The organism is Salmonella sp. SAL00670 (assembly GCF_046552235.1).
GTDB classification, from domain to species: Bacteria; Pseudomonadota; Gammaproteobacteria; order Enterobacterales; family Enterobacteriaceae; genus Salmonella; species Salmonella enterica.
In genome coordinates, this window is the sequence record NZ_JBGDUO010000001.1 from 1091480 (window position 1) to 1108160 (window position 16681).

Annotated in this window: 15 protein-coding genes and 3 pseudogenes; 6 read left to right on the forward strand and 12 right to left on the reverse strand. The window is 51.8% G+C overall.

Going from position 1 to position 16681, the window contains the following annotated elements; translation table 11 throughout:
* Positions 1 to 201: 201 nt before the first annotated feature.
* Positions 202 to 736, reverse strand: a pseudogene (locus tag ACLJRS_RS05490) (DUF2514 domain-containing protein).
* A pseudogene (locus ACLJRS_RS05495) lies at positions 733 to 981 on the reverse strand (glycoside hydrolase family 19 protein); the annotation flags it as partial. The pseudogenes ACLJRS_RS05490 and ACLJRS_RS05495, both read right to left, overlap by 4 nt.
* On the opposite strand from ACLJRS_RS05495, the pseudogene ACLJRS_RS05500 reads away from it, so the two are divergent.
* Positions 970 to 2124 (forward strand): annotated as a pseudogene (locus tag ACLJRS_RS05500) (exonuclease VIII); the annotation flags it as partial. The pseudogenes ACLJRS_RS05495 and ACLJRS_RS05500 overlap by 12 nt on opposite strands.
* Before the next feature lie 29 nt (positions 2125 to 2153).
* Positions 2154 to 3233 (forward strand): tyrosine-type recombinase/integrase, encoded by a 1080-nt coding sequence (locus tag ACLJRS_RS05505; protein ID WP_410957759.1) that lies wholly within the window; start codon positions 2154 to 2156, stop codon positions 3231 to 3233.
* A gap of 372 nt (positions 3234 to 3605) precedes the next feature.
* On the opposite strand, the gene ACLJRS_RS05510 is transcribed toward ACLJRS_RS05505, so the two are convergent.
* Genes ACLJRS_RS05510 through yobA form a run of 3 tightly spaced genes read right to left on the reverse strand, consistent with a single transcriptional unit; the run spans position 3606 to position 5226 of the window.
* The gene (locus ACLJRS_RS05510) at positions 3606 to 3959 is read right to left on the reverse strand and encodes a YebY family protein (RefSeq protein WP_410957760.1); all 354 of its coding nucleotides are present in this window, start codon (positions 3957 to 3959) and stop codon (positions 3606 to 3608) included.
* Between the two features lie 16 nt (positions 3960 to 3975).
* Entirely contained in the window at positions 3976 to 4851 is an 876-nt protein-coding gene (gene copD, locus ACLJRS_RS05515; RefSeq protein ID WP_000979686.1) for a copper homeostasis membrane protein CopD, read from the reverse strand.
* Positions 4852 to 5226: a CopC domain-containing protein YobA gene (yobA, locus tag ACLJRS_RS05520; RefSeq protein WP_000168395.1), complete on the reverse strand. Its 375-nt coding sequence runs from the start codon at positions 5224 to 5226 to the stop codon at positions 4852 to 4854. It lies immediately after the preceding gene.
* A 137-nt stretch (positions 5227 to 5363) separates the two neighbouring features.
* Between yobA and ACLJRS_RS05525 the strand changes: the two genes are divergently transcribed.
* The 3 genes from ACLJRS_RS05525 (at position 5364) to exoX (ending at position 7080) form a co-directional block, all read left to right on the forward strand.
* Positions 5364 to 5594: a DNA polymerase III subunit theta gene (locus ACLJRS_RS05525; RefSeq protein ID WP_000856224.1), complete on the forward strand. Its 231-nt coding sequence runs from the start codon at positions 5364 to 5366 to the stop codon at positions 5592 to 5594.
* 107 nt (positions 5595 to 5701) lie between these two features.
* Positions 5702 to 6358, forward strand: a complete 657-nt coding sequence (locus ACLJRS_RS05530) for a carbon-nitrogen hydrolase family protein (RefSeq protein WP_000100249.1) — start codon at positions 5702 to 5704, stop codon at positions 6356 to 6358.
* A 23-nt stretch (positions 6359 to 6381) separates the two neighbouring features.
* Entirely contained in the window at positions 6382 to 7080 is a 699-nt protein-coding gene (gene exoX / locus ACLJRS_RS05535; RefSeq protein ID WP_000944285.1) for an exodeoxyribonuclease X, read from the forward strand.
* A 36-nt stretch (positions 7081 to 7116) separates the two neighbouring features.
* On the opposite strand, the gene ptrB is transcribed toward exoX, so the two are convergent.
* The 4 genes from ptrB to yebG form a co-directional block, all read right to left on the reverse strand.
* Positions 7117 to 9168 (reverse strand): oligopeptidase B, encoded by a 2052-nt coding sequence (ptrB, locus tag ACLJRS_RS05540; RefSeq protein ID WP_000936997.1) that lies wholly within the window; start codon positions 9166 to 9168, stop codon positions 7117 to 7119.
* A 213-nt stretch (positions 9169 to 9381) separates the two neighbouring features.
* Positions 9382 to 10041 carry a tellurite resistance TerB family protein gene (locus ACLJRS_RS05545; RefSeq protein WP_000024706.1) on the reverse strand — a complete coding sequence of 220 codons (660 nt, stop codon included), beginning with the start codon at positions 10039 to 10041 and terminating at the stop codon, positions 9382 to 9384.
* A gap of 93 nt (positions 10042 to 10134) precedes the next feature.
* A complete protein-coding gene (gene yebF / locus ACLJRS_RS05550) occupies positions 10135 to 10488 on the reverse strand; it encodes a protein YebF (RefSeq protein WP_001042123.1) in 354 nt (117 codons plus the stop codon).
* Positions 10489 to 10555: 67 nt separating this feature from the next.
* A complete protein-coding gene (yebG, locus tag ACLJRS_RS05555; RefSeq protein WP_000257723.1) occupies positions 10556 to 10846 on the reverse strand; it encodes a DNA damage-inducible protein YebG in 291 nt (96 codons plus the stop codon).
* Between the two features lie 130 nt (positions 10847 to 10976).
* Between yebG and purT the strand changes: the two genes are divergently transcribed.
* A complete protein-coding gene (purT, locus tag ACLJRS_RS05560; protein WP_000173429.1) occupies positions 10977 to 12155 on the forward strand; it encodes a formate-dependent phosphoribosylglycinamide formyltransferase in 1179 nt (392 codons plus the stop codon).
* A 99-nt stretch (positions 12156 to 12254) separates the two neighbouring features.
* Here purT and kdgA read toward each other — a convergent pair whose 3' ends face one another.
* The 3 genes from kdgA to zwf all read right to left on the reverse strand — a co-directional run bounded on the left by kdgA (position 12255) and on the right by zwf (position 16455).
* Positions 12255 to 12896: a bifunctional 4-hydroxy-2-oxoglutarate aldolase/2-dehydro-3-deoxy-phosphogluconate aldolase gene (gene kdgA, locus ACLJRS_RS05565; RefSeq protein WP_000800494.1), complete on the reverse strand. Its 642-nt coding sequence runs from the start codon at positions 12894 to 12896 to the stop codon at positions 12255 to 12257.
* Positions 12897 to 12933: 37 nt separating this feature from the next.
* A complete protein-coding gene (gene edd, locus ACLJRS_RS05570; RefSeq protein WP_001069113.1) occupies positions 12934 to 14745 on the reverse strand; it encodes a phosphogluconate dehydratase in 1812 nt (603 codons plus the stop codon).
* Between the two features lie 234 nt (positions 14746 to 14979).
* Entirely contained in the window at positions 14980 to 16455 is a 1476-nt protein-coding gene (gene zwf, locus ACLJRS_RS05575) for a glucose-6-phosphate dehydrogenase (protein WP_000301711.1), read from the reverse strand.
* Between the last annotated feature and the right edge of the window lie 226 nt (positions 16456 to 16681).

The following is a 16681-nucleotide window of genomic DNA, read 5'->3' on the forward strand; positions in this document are numbered from 1 at the left end:
ACTAAAAGTAAAATCCATTGCAGAAGAATTTCCGGAAAGTTGTTATTCCAGCACCCCGACAGGTTATTCAGACAGATTTCAGCTATATCAAAACTGAGTGAGTACTTATCAGTTTCATCTGGTGAAAAACCTGTTCTTATTCATCTGGTTCCATCTGATGATATGTAGTCACTTTTTTACAGCAATATTACAGGGGGAGTTTCAATGCCTCCTGTAATTATTTGACTCTCTCACCGAATCATATACTCGTTCACACGTCATTCCTGCCCGGTAGCGCTCGTCAGCGATTCCAGCATAATGTTTAGCTTCTTCTGCAATATCTCCGAGCATGTTGGCAAGCATTCTGGCGTCGGCGTTGGTTGTTTTGCTTCTGACGGCAGCAGCAAGATTTGCGGTGTGCTTTGCGGCGTCCAGGCGGGTGGCAAGTTTTTTTTGCTTCGGTACGCAGCTGGCTAACAGTGGCAGACAGGCCAGCAGCAGTGGCAGCAGATTTAGCGGCTTGCGCTTGTGCATCTTTCACAGCCTCATCACGGGCAATAACGCGGCCCTGTTCAATAATACGGGCGGCGATCTGGGCGTTGACTTCCTGAGAGGATTCAGCGCTGTCGCGATCTGCCCATTTTTTTTGCCAGCCCCTGTCACTCCAGACATTACCGGCGATAAACGCACCAGCCATCAGCAAAATAAACACCAGCTGCAACCAGTATCTTTTCAGAAGAGCAGATAACAGACTCATACCAGCACCGATTTTTCTTTCTCAAAGCGCTCCCGCCGATCACCGATGCCGTTCCGCCCTCCGTTGATGATCTGCGTAACTCGTACCAGGTCGCCGGAATATTTCAGACACCCTTTAGTCACAAAAAGCCACGCTGCGGATCGGGCGGCATGACGTTCTAGCTCAAGCTGTCCTGGATTCGCCACTAGATCCAGTTTCAGTGCAACGCCACATCTGGTGTAATTCTCCAGCCCGGTAATCCTGATCTTCGCCGAACGTGGTGCGAAAGCTTTCTTGCCGTTCATGGCGTTCGCGATCCGGACTGGTACGAATATGTGCCTGATAACACCCCAACAACCCATTAAGAAAATGCAGCAAGGCTTAGTCAGGCGGACAAATGTCTGCGGGATATTGAGGCAGGGAGATTTCAGTGTGATGAAGAAAAACAGCAACCGACAGGCGAACTGGCAGATGAACCAGCAACGCCTGAAGCAGTGGAACAGGACACAACTGAACATCATCCGGACCCACAGCCGCTGGAGAATGAACCACCTGTAAGCCAGACAGAAGCAGGCTACCAGAAAATACGGGCAGAACTGCACGAAGCACGTAAAAACATTCCACCCAAAAACCCGGTTGATGTTGGTAAACAACTGGCAGCCGCGCGCGGTGAATATGTCGAAGACATCAGCGACCCGAACGATCCGAGGTGGGTTCATAACAATTACAGCGCCTCAAATCAGGGTGAAAAAGAAGAAGTGGTGCCGGAGGGAAAACAACCAGCAGCAGAGCCGGAGGCTGTCACCAGAAACGCGGACGGGACTTTCGATGTATCAGCGCTATTCCCGCCCCCCTCAAACCAGACCGAAAAAACGGAAGCCAGAACAGAAAGAGATGGAGAAACGCCGAAAGAGAGCAACCAGCAGGAAACGGCTGGCGATACAGGGCAGGAAATTACAACGGACGGTGGATCAGGTACTGGCGGTGATGAAGCTGGCGAAGCGGCAGATCCCGTAGAAAACGGAAATTTCACTGTCCCTGATAATATACAGCCAGGTATTTACTATGACATCCCTAACGAGGCGTATCACGCTGGCCCCGGCGTCAGTAAATCACAGCTTGACGATATCGCAGACACACCAGCAATTTATCTGTGGCGTAAAAATGCCCCCGTGGACACGGAGAAAACAAAGACTCTCGATACAGGAACGGCTTTTCACTGCCGGGTACTGGAACCAGAGGAATTCAGTAAACGCTTCATCATCGCTCCGGAATTTAACCGCCGTACCAGCGCAGGAAAAGAAGAAGAGAAAACCTTTCTGGAAGAGTGCGCCCGGACAGGAAGAACCGTGCTTACGGCAGAAGAAGGCCGGAAAATCGAACTTATGTACCAGAGTGTGATGGCGTTAACCGAGTGCATTGCTGGAGAAGTTGATCAGTGAGTCGAAAAAAGTACGATGCTAACCTTCCGAGGTACCTCACCTACCGTAAGGCCAGTAAATCTTTTTTCTGGCGTAACCCGGTAACTGACAAGGAATTTCCGCTCGGTCAGATCGCCCGCAGGGACGCTATCACACAGGCCATAGAGGCAAACAACTTCATAGCGCAAAACCACACGCCAGTGGCGCTTATTGAAAAACTAAAAGGAACGGACTCATTCACTGTGTCCGCATGGATTGATCGCTATGAGGTTTTATTACAGCGCCGGAGTCTGTCGGTTAATACCTACAAGATTCGCAGTAATCAATTAGCGACCGTACGCGAAAAAATGGGGGAAATAATACTGGCAGAAGTAACAACCAGGCACATTGCCAAGTTTCTTGAGTCGTGGATAACCGAGGGAAAAAACACTATGGCGGGAGCAATGAGATCAGTTCTATCTGACATGTTCAGAGAGGCTATTGTCGAAGGGCATATTGTGAAAAACCAGGTGGAAGCAACCCGGATACCAGAGATTAAGGTGGCCAGGGAACGCCTGCAACTGGAAACGTATAACGCCACACGAGCGGCAGCAGAGCATATGCCTGCATGGTTCCCTCTCGCGATGGATTTAGCGCTCGTTACTGGTCAACGTAGGGAGGATATCGTAAATATGAAATTTAGTGATGTTTTTGACAACCGCTTATACGTAACTCAGATTAAAACCGGAATGAAAATAGCCATTCCCCTATCCCTGACCCTTGAGGCACCAGGGTTACGTCTGGGAACGGTTATCGATCGCTGCCGGCTGGTAAGCAGAACTGATTTCATGATCAGTGCAGGAATCAGGAAAAATAGCCCGACCGGGAATATTCACCCGGATGGGCTGACAAAGACATTTGTAAAAGCAAGAAAAGCCTCCGGCGTTAACTTCAGCAATAATCCACCGACATTTCACGAGATCCGAAGTCTGGCCGGGCGGCTGTACAAAAACGAGCACGGCGAGGTGTTCGCCCAAAAACTCCTGGGCCACACATCAGCGAACACCACGAAACTCTATCTCGATGAGCGTGATGATAAAGCTTATATGATGCTCTAATACTCCAATTTTTGTTGTGAAATAAATGTTAAATTTAATTTGATTGTGATATAACCAAAAAGACCGGAATACAGAAATTCGGAAAAATTTCGGATCATTGATTTTAATTAACTGATTTATAAGAAAAATAAAAAGAGACCGAATACGATTCCTGTATTCGGTCCAGGGAAATGGCTCTTGGGAGAGAGCCGTGCGCTAAAAGTTGGCATTAATGCAGGCTAAATCGCCTTGCCCTTTAAGAATAGATGACGACGCCAGGTTTTCCAGTTTGCGACGAAGGTGATTGAAAAAACCTAGCGTTTTGTCTGTTATCAGAGATAAAAAAACCGTAAGCCTTTTCGTGAAGGTTTACGGTTTTTTATTAAAAATCAGTCAGCTATTGGATGGATCACAAAGCTTTTGCGCACGTTCGATAAACGGCGCCAGACTCATTTTCTCACCGGGCTTCGCCGGGTTATCGATTTGAATGACGGCAATAGGCTGAGCGCGCGTTTTACCCTCCGCTACTTGCTGTTCGGCAATGGCATTCAAGGGATACTGCACCAGCGTACTGGGGTTGATCACATAGAGCGCCTGGCCAGGCCGACAGGTCAACATGACCTCTTCCCGATTAAACGCCCACTTGTCTTTTCCTACTTCAAAACGACTTACGGTAATCACCTGCGGCGCCGCCAACACTACGCCCGAAGTGGCCAGCAGAAGCGCCGGAAGGAGTATTTTTTTCATTCGTTATGCCAGTCCATCAGAAAGGTTCGAGGGTTGCAAACAGGCTGACGATCGCCAGAACTATGCCTCCAACTCCCCATTCAATTTGCGTCATCCTGACAAACCATAGGTCAGTCCGGGGATTTTCCTGTCGCATACGTGGTACGAGAACATACCGATTCGTCAGCGCAATTGCTACCATAAGCACCACCAGCGCACATTTTAACAAAAGCAACTGTCCATAGGTGGTCTGCCAGATAGCGGTAAATCCCGTGATAAATAGCGTGTTGCCAATGCCTGTGAGCAGTACGCCCGCCACAAAAAAGTGACCATAACGAGAAAAACGCATCATGGCGCTAATGGCATGTTGACGCCAGCGTCCTTGAGCCATGCGCATACAATAAACCACTGGCAACAGCCCGCCAAACCAGGCTGCGGCACAGAGCAAATGCAGAGCATGGTTAATTTGCTGTAATGTTCCCGCTACACCATCGCGCATCGTCGCATGTCCAACGCCTGCCAGCAGGATAAACTGAGCAACGGTTAGAATAAGAAGCCGTCGTTGCATTTTTACCGGCGCAATGACTACCACCGCCAGCGTGACCAGCGCGAGGATAATTTGCCATATCCAGACCGCGCCAAAGCGGGTTTGCAGTACCGCGCCCCACACCGAGACGGAAAAAACATCGGGCCAGCCGCCGCCCATCAGCCCGCCCTGAATCGCCAGCATAAAAGCCGCGCTGATAACGCTCCAGGCGGCGGCATGTCGTTGCAGATGTAAAAATCGACGCGTCATTAAACGACGAATTGGTGCGGGTGCCAGCCAGGCGCCGTAAAGCGCGCAGCCGTAGACCAGCATCAAACTAGCAAAATGAATAAATCGGAGAGTTATCCAGACGAATGTCAGCATCATTTATTTCACGCTGAAGGTGTATTTCCCTTTTGTTTTATGTCCATCCACCGACACAACGTGCCAGTCTACCGTGTAAGCGCCAGATTTTAACGGCTGCTCAAGCGGGATAATCAACTGCGTTTTATCCTGTTCATTTCGCTTTGCCGGGCGCGTTTTGATGAGCTCTTGCTGAGGGCCAGTAATGGTTGCGCCGCTGAACCCTGGCTCAATCCCTTCAGAGAAATTCAGAGTCAGCGCCTGTGGCGAGGCCGTAACGGCAGCATTCGCCGCTGGATACTGATGCGTCAGGTGCGCATGTGCCCAGGCCGCTGGCGTCACAAATGTCGATGCCAGCAGCAGTAAAGCTAAACGTCGCGATGGTGCAGAAGAAGCCATATTCACTATTCCTTTTTGTTATACCTACGTTACAAAGAATAACCTTCAACAATCAATGAGTCGAGGATCATCATTTCCATCTTGCCATTACCGCGGACTCTTAGTACCTTCTGGCGGCAACAAAAAAGGAGACACGTATGAAAACAAATCTGGCTCAGCTTGAACAAGCGGAAATGGATAAAGTCAATGTGGACCTGGCGGCAGCCGGGGTGGCATTTAAAGAGCGCTACAATATGCCAGTTGTCGCGGAGGCGGTCGAACGTGAGCAGCCAGAGCATCTACGCGCCTGGTTTCGTGAGCGGCTGATTGCCCATCGTCTGGCTTCCGTATCACTATCCCGACTCCCTTACGAACCCAAAGTTAAATAAAAATTATATAACGTTACACTTCCTTACATGCAGACGACTACATTATAAGGCGATTCTTAACCTATGCTTTTTAGAATGGCTGTAGAGACTATGAAAAGGAAGTCATTATGTCCTCCTGGAAAATTGCTGCTGCGCAGTATGCGCCCCTGAACGCCTCGCCGGCGGAGCATGTCGCCCATCATCTGGAATATATTGAGCTTGCGGCTCGTCAACAGTGCGAACTGCTGGTCTTTCCGTCGCTGTCGCTATTAGGCTGCGACGAAAGAAATAAACCGTTGCCCGCCCCGCCTGACGAGGCGCTTTTACAGCCGCTCACTCATGCGGCCGATACCCACCATATGACTATCATTGTGGGTATGCCTGTTGAGCATAACTGCCGCTTCGTAAAAGGCATCGCTATTTTTGCCCCATGGCTAACGTCGCCGCTCATGTTTCACAAAAGTCATGGCGCCTGTATTGCTAGGCAGCGAAGCGCTATCAACGTGGTGGATGAGCAGCCAGAAGGTGGTGATATAGATCCCTCATTTACGTTATTCACAACCAGTCAATGTCTTAACGAACCTGAACTCCATGCTTCTACCTCACGCTTACAACGTTTTTCGCATAAATATGCGCTGGCCGTACTGATGGCCAATGCCTGTGGCAGTAGCGCTCTGTGGGATGAAAGCGGGCAACTTATTGTTCGTGCCGATTGCGGTTCGCTATTACTGACGGGCCTGCGCACAACCGAGGGTTGGCAAGGCGATATCATTCCATTACGCTAAGGTCTTTCGGTGAGGAATGAATCATGTTGCGGATTATAGACACGGAAACCTGCGGGCTGCAGGGCGGGATCGTAGAGATAGCCTCTGTAGATGTCATTGATGGCAACATTGTCAATCCCATGAGTCACCTGATACGCCCCGATCGCCCTATTACGCCGCAGGCGATGGCGATACACCGTATTACCGAAGCCATGGTCGCCGATAAGCCGTGGATTGAAGATGTCATACCGCTTTATTACGGTAGTGAGTGGTATGTCGCTCACAATGCCAGTTTCGACAGACGCGTATTACCTGAATTGCCGGGTGAGTGGATCTGTACCATGAAGTTGTCGCGACGCCTGTGGCCGGGAATAAAATACAGCAATATGGCGCTCTATAAATCGCGCAAACTAAGCGTACAAACGCCACCGGGGCTGCATCATCACCGGGCGCTTTATGATTGCTATATCACCGCCGCCTTGCTGATTGATATTATGCGAACCACCGGCTGGACCGCGGAAGAGATGGTCAATATCACGGGCCGTCCTGCGCTGTTAACCACTTTCTCGTTCGGTAAATACCGCGGTAAGGCGGTATCTGAAGTCGCAAAACGCGATCCGGGCTATTTACGCTGGCTTTTTAATAACCTTGATAATATGAGCCCGGAGCTTCGCCTGACGCTTAAACACTACCTGGAAGATGTTCAGGCTGGCGAGCAACGCAGCAATGGAACACCACAATAATCCGCGACGCTCACAAGCCGTTGCGGGCGCGCGCGTCTATGCGCTATGTAAGGTTCCCTGCGCCAGGCCGATTAAAAAGGCGAACTCCAGCGCGACGCCTTCGTAGGATTTAAACCGCCCCGACTTACCACCGTGCCCGGAGTCCATATCCGTACATAGCAGCAGCAGACGTTGGTCCGTTTTTAGCTCGCGTAATTTTGCCACCCACTTCGCCGGTTCCCAGTATTGCACCTGGGAATCGTGCAATCCTGTCGTCACCAGCAGGTGCGGATAGTCCTGCGCTTTGACATTGTCATAAGGACTATAGCTTTTCATATAGTCATAATACTCAATATCCTGCGGGTTCCCCCACTCTTCAAACTCTCCTGTCGTTAGTGGGATCGACTCATCCAGCATCGTGGTTAATACATCAACAAAGGGTACCTGGGCAATAACGCCGTGAAAAAGCTCGGGACGTTCGTTGATAGCGACGCCCATTAGCATTCCGCCCGCGCTCCCGCCCATCCCATAACACAGCGACGGCGAACCGTAACCCAGTTTTAATAAGGCATCGCAGGCATCAAGATAGTCATTAAAAGTATTCCGCTTTTTGAGGAATTTGCCATCTTCATACCACTGCTGCCCCAGCTCACCGCCGCCGCGAACGTGTACGATTGCGTAAACAAAGCCACGATCCAGCAAGCTCAGTCGGCTGCTGCTGAAGTCGGCGTCAATACTGGAACCGTAAGATCCGTAGCCGTAAACCAGAAGCGGATTTTGCCCTTTACGAAAATACTTCTGATGATAAACCAACGATACCGGCACTTCGACGCCGTCGCGTGCGGTGATCCACAGGTGTTCGCTCTGATAACAGCCAGAATCAAACCCAGGCACTTCCGTCTGTTTAAGTACCCGTCGTTCTCCGGTATCCATATCCAGTTCAAACAAGGTATCTGGCGTCGTCATTGAAGAATAGCCGTAACGCAGCCGGGAGGTCTCAGGTTCGGGATTATAGGCAAGCCACGTCACGTAAGCCGGATCGTCAAAGGCAATGCCTATCACTTCACGGGTTTTACGGTTAATTTGCCGCAGGCTGGTAAGCCCCCGTTGACGCTCTTCGACCACTAACCAGTCGGTAAACAGGGTAAACCCTTCCAGCATAATATGCTCGCGCGGAGGGATCAGCTCTTCCCAGGCGTTTTCATTGCGCACGCGGGTACGGTACAACCCAAAGTTTTTACCGTTCCGGTTAGAGCGCAGGTAAAACTTATGTTGATAGTGATCGAGACTATATTCATGGTCTTTGCGGCGCGGTAAAAATGAAAACGGCTCGGCATCGGCCAGTTCCGCGTCAAGTAATAGCACTTCGCTAGTGGTGGCGCTGGCAAGATGAATCACCACATAATGCTGCGAAGTGGTTTTATGCAGGCTGACATAAAAGGTATCGTCTTTCTCCTCATATACCAGTTCATCTTGCGATGACGGAGTGCCAATCGTGTGCCGCCAAACCTGATAGGGCAGCAGCGTCTTCTTATGCTTACGCACATAGTAAAGGGTCAGGGAATCATTGGCCCAGACAAATTCAGGCGCAACGTTATCCAGAAGTTCCGGATACCAGTTACCGCTTTCGAGGTTACGAAAACGCAACCCATACTGACGACGGGATAAATAATCTTCTGCCAGCGCCATGATGGTATTATCCGGCGTAATGGCAAGCCCGCCGAGCGTATAAAATTCGCTGTGCGCGGCCCGCTGGTTCGCATCGAGCAAGGTTTCCCACACATTCCACTCTTCGCTTAACGCCGATTGTCGTTGATAGATGGCATATTCGCAGCCGGGTTCATAGATATAACGGTAGCGATAGCCGTTTTTCACATACGGAGCGGAAACTTCTCTGGGCGGGATACGATCGATAATTTCTTTTAGAATGCGGTCCTGTAACGCCTGCTGAGAGGACATGACCTTCCGGCCATACTCATTTTCCTGATGCAGGTAATCAAGGACTTCCGGCTGCGAGCGAGTGTCATCTCGCAGCCAGTAATAATTATCAATGCGCGTATCGCCATGTACGGTCATGGCATAGGGAATTCGATTGGCTTTTGGCAACATGTCGTTTTTTCTTTTGCGTTAATATTTGTTATATATCACGCGGCAAACACAGCGGCTTAGCATGGTAGTCCCGGTCCGCTCACCTCGGTAAGCGCCTGAGATGTCACTGCTTCGCCGCTATCTTGCAACATGAATGACGTAAACTATCCATCCTATAAGGGTGGCAAAAGACACGCATGATGCAAGCGAAACATGTTACTTAATGGCAGGTTATCAGCCTGGTAGCGCCTGTTTTTGCTGCTGCAAGTCCTGCTCGATACCGTCCCGAACCTCCTGAGGAATTTTTAGCGCGTCTCCTAACGCATTCAGATAGCTACGTTCCATAAAGTGGTCAATATCAATGGCGGCGCAGCTCAGGAAGTAGATTTCCAGGGCTTCTTCTTCATTGCGAATGCCCTGTGCCAGACGTTGTGGATCAAGCGGCTGCTCAATAGCTTTTTCGATAAACACACGCCCTTGCTCTTCAACACCTGATTCTCGCAGTTGGTGCTCAATCGCCGCGCGTTCTTTGGCATCAATATGCCCATCGCTTTTTGCAGCAAAAACCAGCGCCAGGATCAGTCGCTCAGTGCGAACATCCAGCGGCGTACTTTGGCTGCCGAATTGCGGCTCCCCCTGATGCGCGGCGCGTACTTTATCTTTGTACTTATTCCACAATACGGAACCCGCCACCGCGCCGCCGCCCACCAGCAAAGCGCCAGTACCGTATTTGGTTAATAATTTGCGCGAAGACTTATTGGCGACCAACAGTCCAGCCAGACCGCCTAGCGCGCCGGGAACCAGCAGTTTATTTAACCCCTGTTCACCGGAAGGCGATGCGGAAGCGCCTTTTTGCCCAAGAAGTGATTGTAATTGGTTCAACCAGTTAGCCATAGTACCCCTCAAATACAGACCAATAATGGTCAAGCGTACCTGAGGGGATGTCAGGAATTGTCTGTTCCGGCAAAAGAAGCGCAAATTACGCTGCTAGCGGGGCTTATATTCCGCCTTGCCGGCTTTGCAATCAACGATGACCTGATAATGAATATCGGCGCTTTTACCGCGAACAGTTAGCGGAACTGTCCATTTATCATTTTGACCCACAACGTCCTGCACATTAACCCACGCGACCGGGTCAGCCTGCCCGACCTTTTTTTGGTCGTCGGCCCACCGCACGATACGATTTTGCTGGTAGTCGCGCTTCACGCTTGCCGCAATCCCGGCGGCATCCAGCCCTTCGCACTGCGGAAACTTAACCGATTTACTCTCGGTGGATGCCGCAAATGCCGATACGCTGGCGGATAACAACAGCAGGCTCAACAACGCTCCTCTTTTATTCATACTTTTCTCCTTAGCACAATGATTCAGGAAAAGCATGGTACAAAACGCCGGGAGCGCAAGTGTGGGTTCAGGCGGCTTGCTTTTTCGTTTTACTCGCGGCGTCCTTTTCAACCGCCTGCGGAGAAGGCAACTTACCGGTTTTGAGGATAGTGCTTAACACCTCTTTATGTTCCGCCAGCCACAGCGACAACGCTTCGCGCTGCCCATCTTCCAGCACGACTGGCGACTGCTCAAGCCAGGTATCAAGAAGATCGGCAGTATCGAGCATTTTGTCCCAGGCGTCGGCTTCCTTTTTACTGGTAAATGACATCTTCTCCTCACCCTCGCGAATGACTACGTATTTAACTTCAACCGCCATTTTGCAGCCCCTTATTTACCTGTGTTTATATACAGTATATTGCAAGGCAGCAAGAAAAGCAATTTATTCGAAAAGACATACGCAAACGTTTTCGTATATACTGCGCGCAGGTAAATAAGGGGACAGAAATATGACGCTATTAGGCACTGCGCTGCGTCCGGCAGCAACGCGAGTGATGTTATTAGGGGCAGGAGAATTAGGAAAAGAGGTGGCGATTGAATGCCAACGCCTGGGGATCGAGGTTATCGCCGTCGATCGCTATCCTGATGCTCCCGCCATGCATGTGGCTCACCGTTCACACGTCATTAATATGCTGGACGGCGAGGCGCTACGTCATGTGATTACAGAGGAAAAACCGCATTATATCGTGCCGGAAATAGAAGCGATCGCCACCGATACGCTGCGCGAGCTGGAGGGCGAAGGGCTGAATGTCGTGCCTTGCGCCCGTGCAACGCAGCTCACGATGAACCGCGAAGGGATCCGTCGCCTGGCCGCAGAAGAATTAGGACTGCCGACATCGACGTATCGCTTTGCCGACAGTGAGGCCAGTTTTCATGATGCGGTAGCCGCAGTGGGTTTTCCTTGCATCGTCAAACCGGTCATGAGCTCTTCCGGCAAAGGCCAGAGCTTTATCCGCTCGGCCGAACAGCTCGCGCAGGCATGGGAGTATGCTCAACAGGGCGGACGCGCTGGCGCGGGTCGCGTGATTGTGGAAGGCGTGGTTAAATTTGATTTTGAAATTACGCTGCTCACCGTTAGCGCCGTCGATGGCGTGCATTTCTGCGCGCCGGTCGGTCATCGTCAGCAAGATGGTGACTATCGCGAATCCTGGCAGCCACAGCAGATGAGCGAACTGGCGCTGAAGCGGGCGCAAGAGATTGCTCGTCATGTGGTACTGGCGTTAGGCGGTCATGGCCTGTTCGGCGTTGAACTCTTCGTCTGTGGCGATGAAGTCATTTTCAGCGAAGTCTCCCCTCGCCCGCACGATACCGGAATGGTCACGTTGATTTCTCAGGATCTCTCTGAGTTTGCGCTGCATGTGCGCGCCTTTCTGGGAATGCCCGTAGGCGCTATTCGCCAGTATGGTCCCGCTGCCTCGGCCGTGATTCTGCCGCAGCTTACCAGTCAAAATGTGACGTTTGATAATGTACACGCGGCGGTAGGAGCCGGAGTGCAGGTACGGCTGTTTGGTAAGCCTGAGATCGACGGCAGCCGTCGTCTTGGTGTAGCGTTAGCGACAGGTGAAAACGTTGAAGAAGCGGTGATAAGAGCGAAAAAGGCCGCCAGCCGCGTGACGGTAAAAGGCTAATGCGCCATCGCCTGATGGCGACGTTAGCGCATTTTTATCAGACCTGCCTGATCGCCACTCGTAAGCCCGATAAGCAAGCGCCATCGGGCATTTAACGGCTTACTGCTTCGCGCCTTCTACCGCTTCGCGCGCCAGTTTGGTGATGCGATCGTAATCACCCGCTTCCAGCGCGTCGGCCGGCACCAGCCAGGAACCGCCGATGCACAACACGCTTTTCAGCGCCAGATAGTCACGATAGTTTGCCGGAGAGATGCCGCCGGTTGGGCAGAAACGTACCTGAGAGAACGGGCCGGCAATCGCCTGCAACGCTTTAGTGCCGCCATTCGCTTCCGCCGGGAAGAATTTGAACTCTTTCAGACCATAGTCCATGCCCAACATCAGTTCAGAAACGGTGCTAATACCGGGAATCAATGGGATAGTGCCTGCCGTCGCGGCTTTCAGCAGTGGCTCAGTCAGTCCCGGGCTAATCGCAAATTGCGCGCCCGCTTCCGTCACCTCCGCCAACTGCTGCGGATTGAGAACGGTTCCGGCGCCGACAATCGCTTCCGGCACGTCTTTAGCGATAGCGCGAATTGCATCCATCGCGCAGGCCGTACGTAAAGTCACTTCCAGAACGCGAACGCCCCCGGCCACCAGCGCTTTAGCCATCGGCACCGCGTGCTCCAGTTTATTGACTACAATGACCGGGACAACCGGGCCGGTGGTCAGGATTGCTTCTGCACTTGTTTTCCAGTTTTTCATCGGAATTCTTCTCTCGCCTGATTACTAGTGTGTCATCTTAAAAAGTGATACAGGTTGCGCCCTGCTCCGCACCCGACAGCTTTTCGCGCAGCGCGCCAAACAACTCACGCCCCGTTCCGACGCGCGACGCGCTCAGGTCCGGAATATGAGGCTGACGAGCGGCAAGTTCCGCCTCGTCGACCAGCAGAGTTAACTCACCTGTCTGCCCATTCACGCGAATGATGTCGCCATCGCGCACTTTTGCCAGTAAGCCGCCATCGTAGGCTTCCGGCGTTACGTGGATAGCTGAAGGCACTTTACCCGAAGCGCCTGAAAGTCGTCCATCAGTAACTAACGCGATTTTGAAACGGCGGTCCAATAATACACCAAGTGGCGGCATGAGTTTATGTAATTCTGGCATTCCATTCGCTTTTGGTCCCTGATGACGCACGACAACGACACAATCCCGATCAAGCAGACCCGCGTCAAACGCAGGCAGCACATCATGCTGACTTTCAAATACCATGGCAGGCGCTTCAATGATCTGGTTTTCAACCGGTACCGCAGACGTCTTCATTACTGCGCGCCCCAGATTACCGCTTAGCACCTTAGTGCCGCCGTGAGGAGAGAACGGCTTATCAAAAGAGGCAATGACATCGTTATCCAGTGACCTTTCCGCGCCTTCACGCCAGTCCAGCTCGCCGTTGTTGAGCCAGGGCTCCAGCGTATAGCGTTTCAGGCCGAAGCCTGCGACAGTGTTAACGTCTTCGTGCAGCAATCCGGCATTGAGCAGCTCACGCATCAATACCGGTACGCCGCCCGCCGCCTGGAAGTGGTTAATGTCCGCCGGACCGTTCGGGTACAGACGCGCCATCAACGGAACCACTTCCGACAAATCCGAGAAGTCATCCCAGTTGATCAGAATGCCCGCCGCGCGCGCCATTGCAACCAGATGCATGGTGTGGTTGGTGGAGCCGCCGGTAGCCAGCAGCGCGACAATGCCGTTCACCACGACTTTTTCGTCGATCATTTTACCGAGCGGCATCCACGTATTGCCGTTGCCGGTAAGACGTGTTACCTGACGTGCGGCAGCGGCAGTCAATGCCTCGCGCAGCGGCGCATCCGGATGCACAAACGAAGAACCCGGCAACTGCATTCCCATAAACTCCACCACCATCTGGTTGGTGTTGGCGGTGCCGTAAAATGTACAGGTGCCCGGCGCATGGTAAGAGGCGGCTTCCGACTCCAGCAGCGCCATTCTGTCTACTTTTCCTTCCGCATATAGCTGACGAATACGGACTTTTTCTTTATTCGGCAGGCCGCTCGCCATCGGGCCTGACGGAACAAAAATCGCGGGTAAATGACCAAAAGAGAGCGCGGCCATCGCCAGCCCCGGAACGATTTTGTCGCATACGCCGAGGAATAACGCGCCGTCAAACATATTGTGAGAGAGGCCTACTGCTGCCGACATCGCTATCACTTCGCGGCTGAGTAACGACAACTCCATGCCATCCTGCCCTTGCGTAACGCCATCGCACATTGCCGGTACGCCGCCTGCGACCTGACCTACCGCATTCACGGAATGCAGGGCCTGACGAATAATCTGCGGATAATGTTCATACGGTTGATGCGCAGAGAGCATGTCATTGTAGGAGGTAATAATGGCGATATTATTGCGCAACATACTTTTCAGCGAGGCTTTGTCCTCTGGCTGACAGGCGGCGAAGCCATGCGCCAGGTTGCCGCAGGCCAGTTGAGATCGGTGGACCGTGGCGGTTTTCGCCTGCTCAATGCGGGCAAGATAGGCTTCTCGGGTCTGCTGCGAGCGTTCGACAATACGCTGTGTTACGCGTAACAAATTAGGATTCATAGAGGCTCCTGAAATTTATCTGTCCGGCTACCGGGTTTACCATGCGTTTCATCAATGTGGAAAGACAGTGAAATACATGATGTCCGGGGATAATGGGGCAAAATCGTTTCAGGCAGTGTAATAAAAAAAGCCTCGCAGGTGAATCCACACGAGGCTTAAAAGTGCAAAAATGATTCTACAATCTGTGTTAGATCATGTTACCGGTAAAATACCACCTAAGAGTGAGTGGCAAATTTACTCAAACTCATTCCACGAACGACCGTCACGGGTAATCATCGCCACGGACGCTACCGGTCCCCAGGTGCCCGCCTGATACGGCTTCGGCGCGTCGTTGTCCATCGCCCATGCTTCGGTAATGGAGTCCACCCACTTCCAGGCTTCTTCCACTTCGTCACGGCGGACAAACAGCGCCTGAATGCCACGCATCGTTTCCAGCAGCAGGCGCTCATATGCATCCGCCAGGTGCGTCTGATTAAAGGTCTCGGAGTAGCTCAGATCAAGCTTCGTGATCTGCAGATTATGCTTATGATCCAGCCCCGGTACTTTGTTAAGCACCTGAATATCTACGCCTTCATCCGGCTGCAGGCGAATCGTCAATTTGTTCTGCGGCAGGTCTTGCCAGGACTCTTTAAAGAGATTCAGTTCAGGCGTCTTGAAATAAACCACGACTTCAGAGCACTTGGTTGGCAGACGCTTGCCGGTGCGCAGATAGAATGGCACGCCCGCCCAACGCCAGTTATCGATGTCGACGCGGATCGCGACGAAAGTTTCGGTGTTGCTGCTTTTATTCGCGCCCTCTTCTTCCAGATAGCCCGGCACCTTTTGACCCTGCGCAAAGCCCGCGGTGTATTGACCACGAACCGTTTTTTCACGCACGTTGGAGCGATCAATACGGCGCAACGATTTCAACACTTTGACTTTTTCATCGCGAATACTGTCGGCGCTCAGGTCAGACGGCGGTGACATGGCAATCATGCAGAGAATTTGCAGCAAGTGGTTCTGGATCATATCGCGCATCTGACCGGCCTGGTCAAAATATCCCCAGCGCCCTTCAATCCCCACCTCTTCCGCTACGGTAATCTCAACGTGATCGATAGTGCGGTTATCCCAGTTATTAACGAATAACGAGTTGGCAAAACGCAGCGCCAGCAGGTTGAGAACCGTTTCTTTGCCCAGATAGTGGTCGATACGATACACCTGGCACTCTTCAAAGTATTCGCCGACCCGATCGTTAATCTCACGCGAGGTCGCCAGCGAAGTACCCAACGGTTTTTCCATCACGACGCGCGCCGGTTTGGCGTTGAGTTTAGCCTCTCCTAACCCTTTGCAAATAGCGCCAAAGGTGCTGGGCGGCATCGCAAAATAGTTAATGGTGGTGCGGTTTTTTTGATCCAGCATATCGCCCAGGCGACTAAACGCAGGCGTATCGTTAACGTCAAGATTACAAAAATCCAGACGGCCGCTCAGCGTATCCCACAAGCCTTCATCAATTTTTTCCTTCATGAAGGTTTCCAGCGCCTCACGCACGACGTGGGTATAAGCTTCTTTATCCCAGTCCGCGCGCCCCACCCCAATGATACGGGTATCCGGATGGATCTGGCCGGCTTTCTCAAGCTGATACAGGGAAGGCAGCAGTTTCCGGCGCGCCAGGTCGCCTTTCGCGCCGAAAATGACCAGGTCACATGCCTGGGCTGTTTGCGTTACCGCCATGTCATTCTCCTCAGTTAATCTCCTGGTACTTTAGCCAGGATATCGTTGTAATTTTATTACACAGCACTGTACTGCTTTTACGAGATTACGGAAACCGTAAACGCCTTTTCATGGGTGAACCGGCGTTTGATTGGCAATATAATCGGCAAAACGCCTAATAAAATTGTCGCTTTTCCACACAAGCTGGAACTTAAAATCCGACGTCGGTCATGTAATGAAAAAAAAC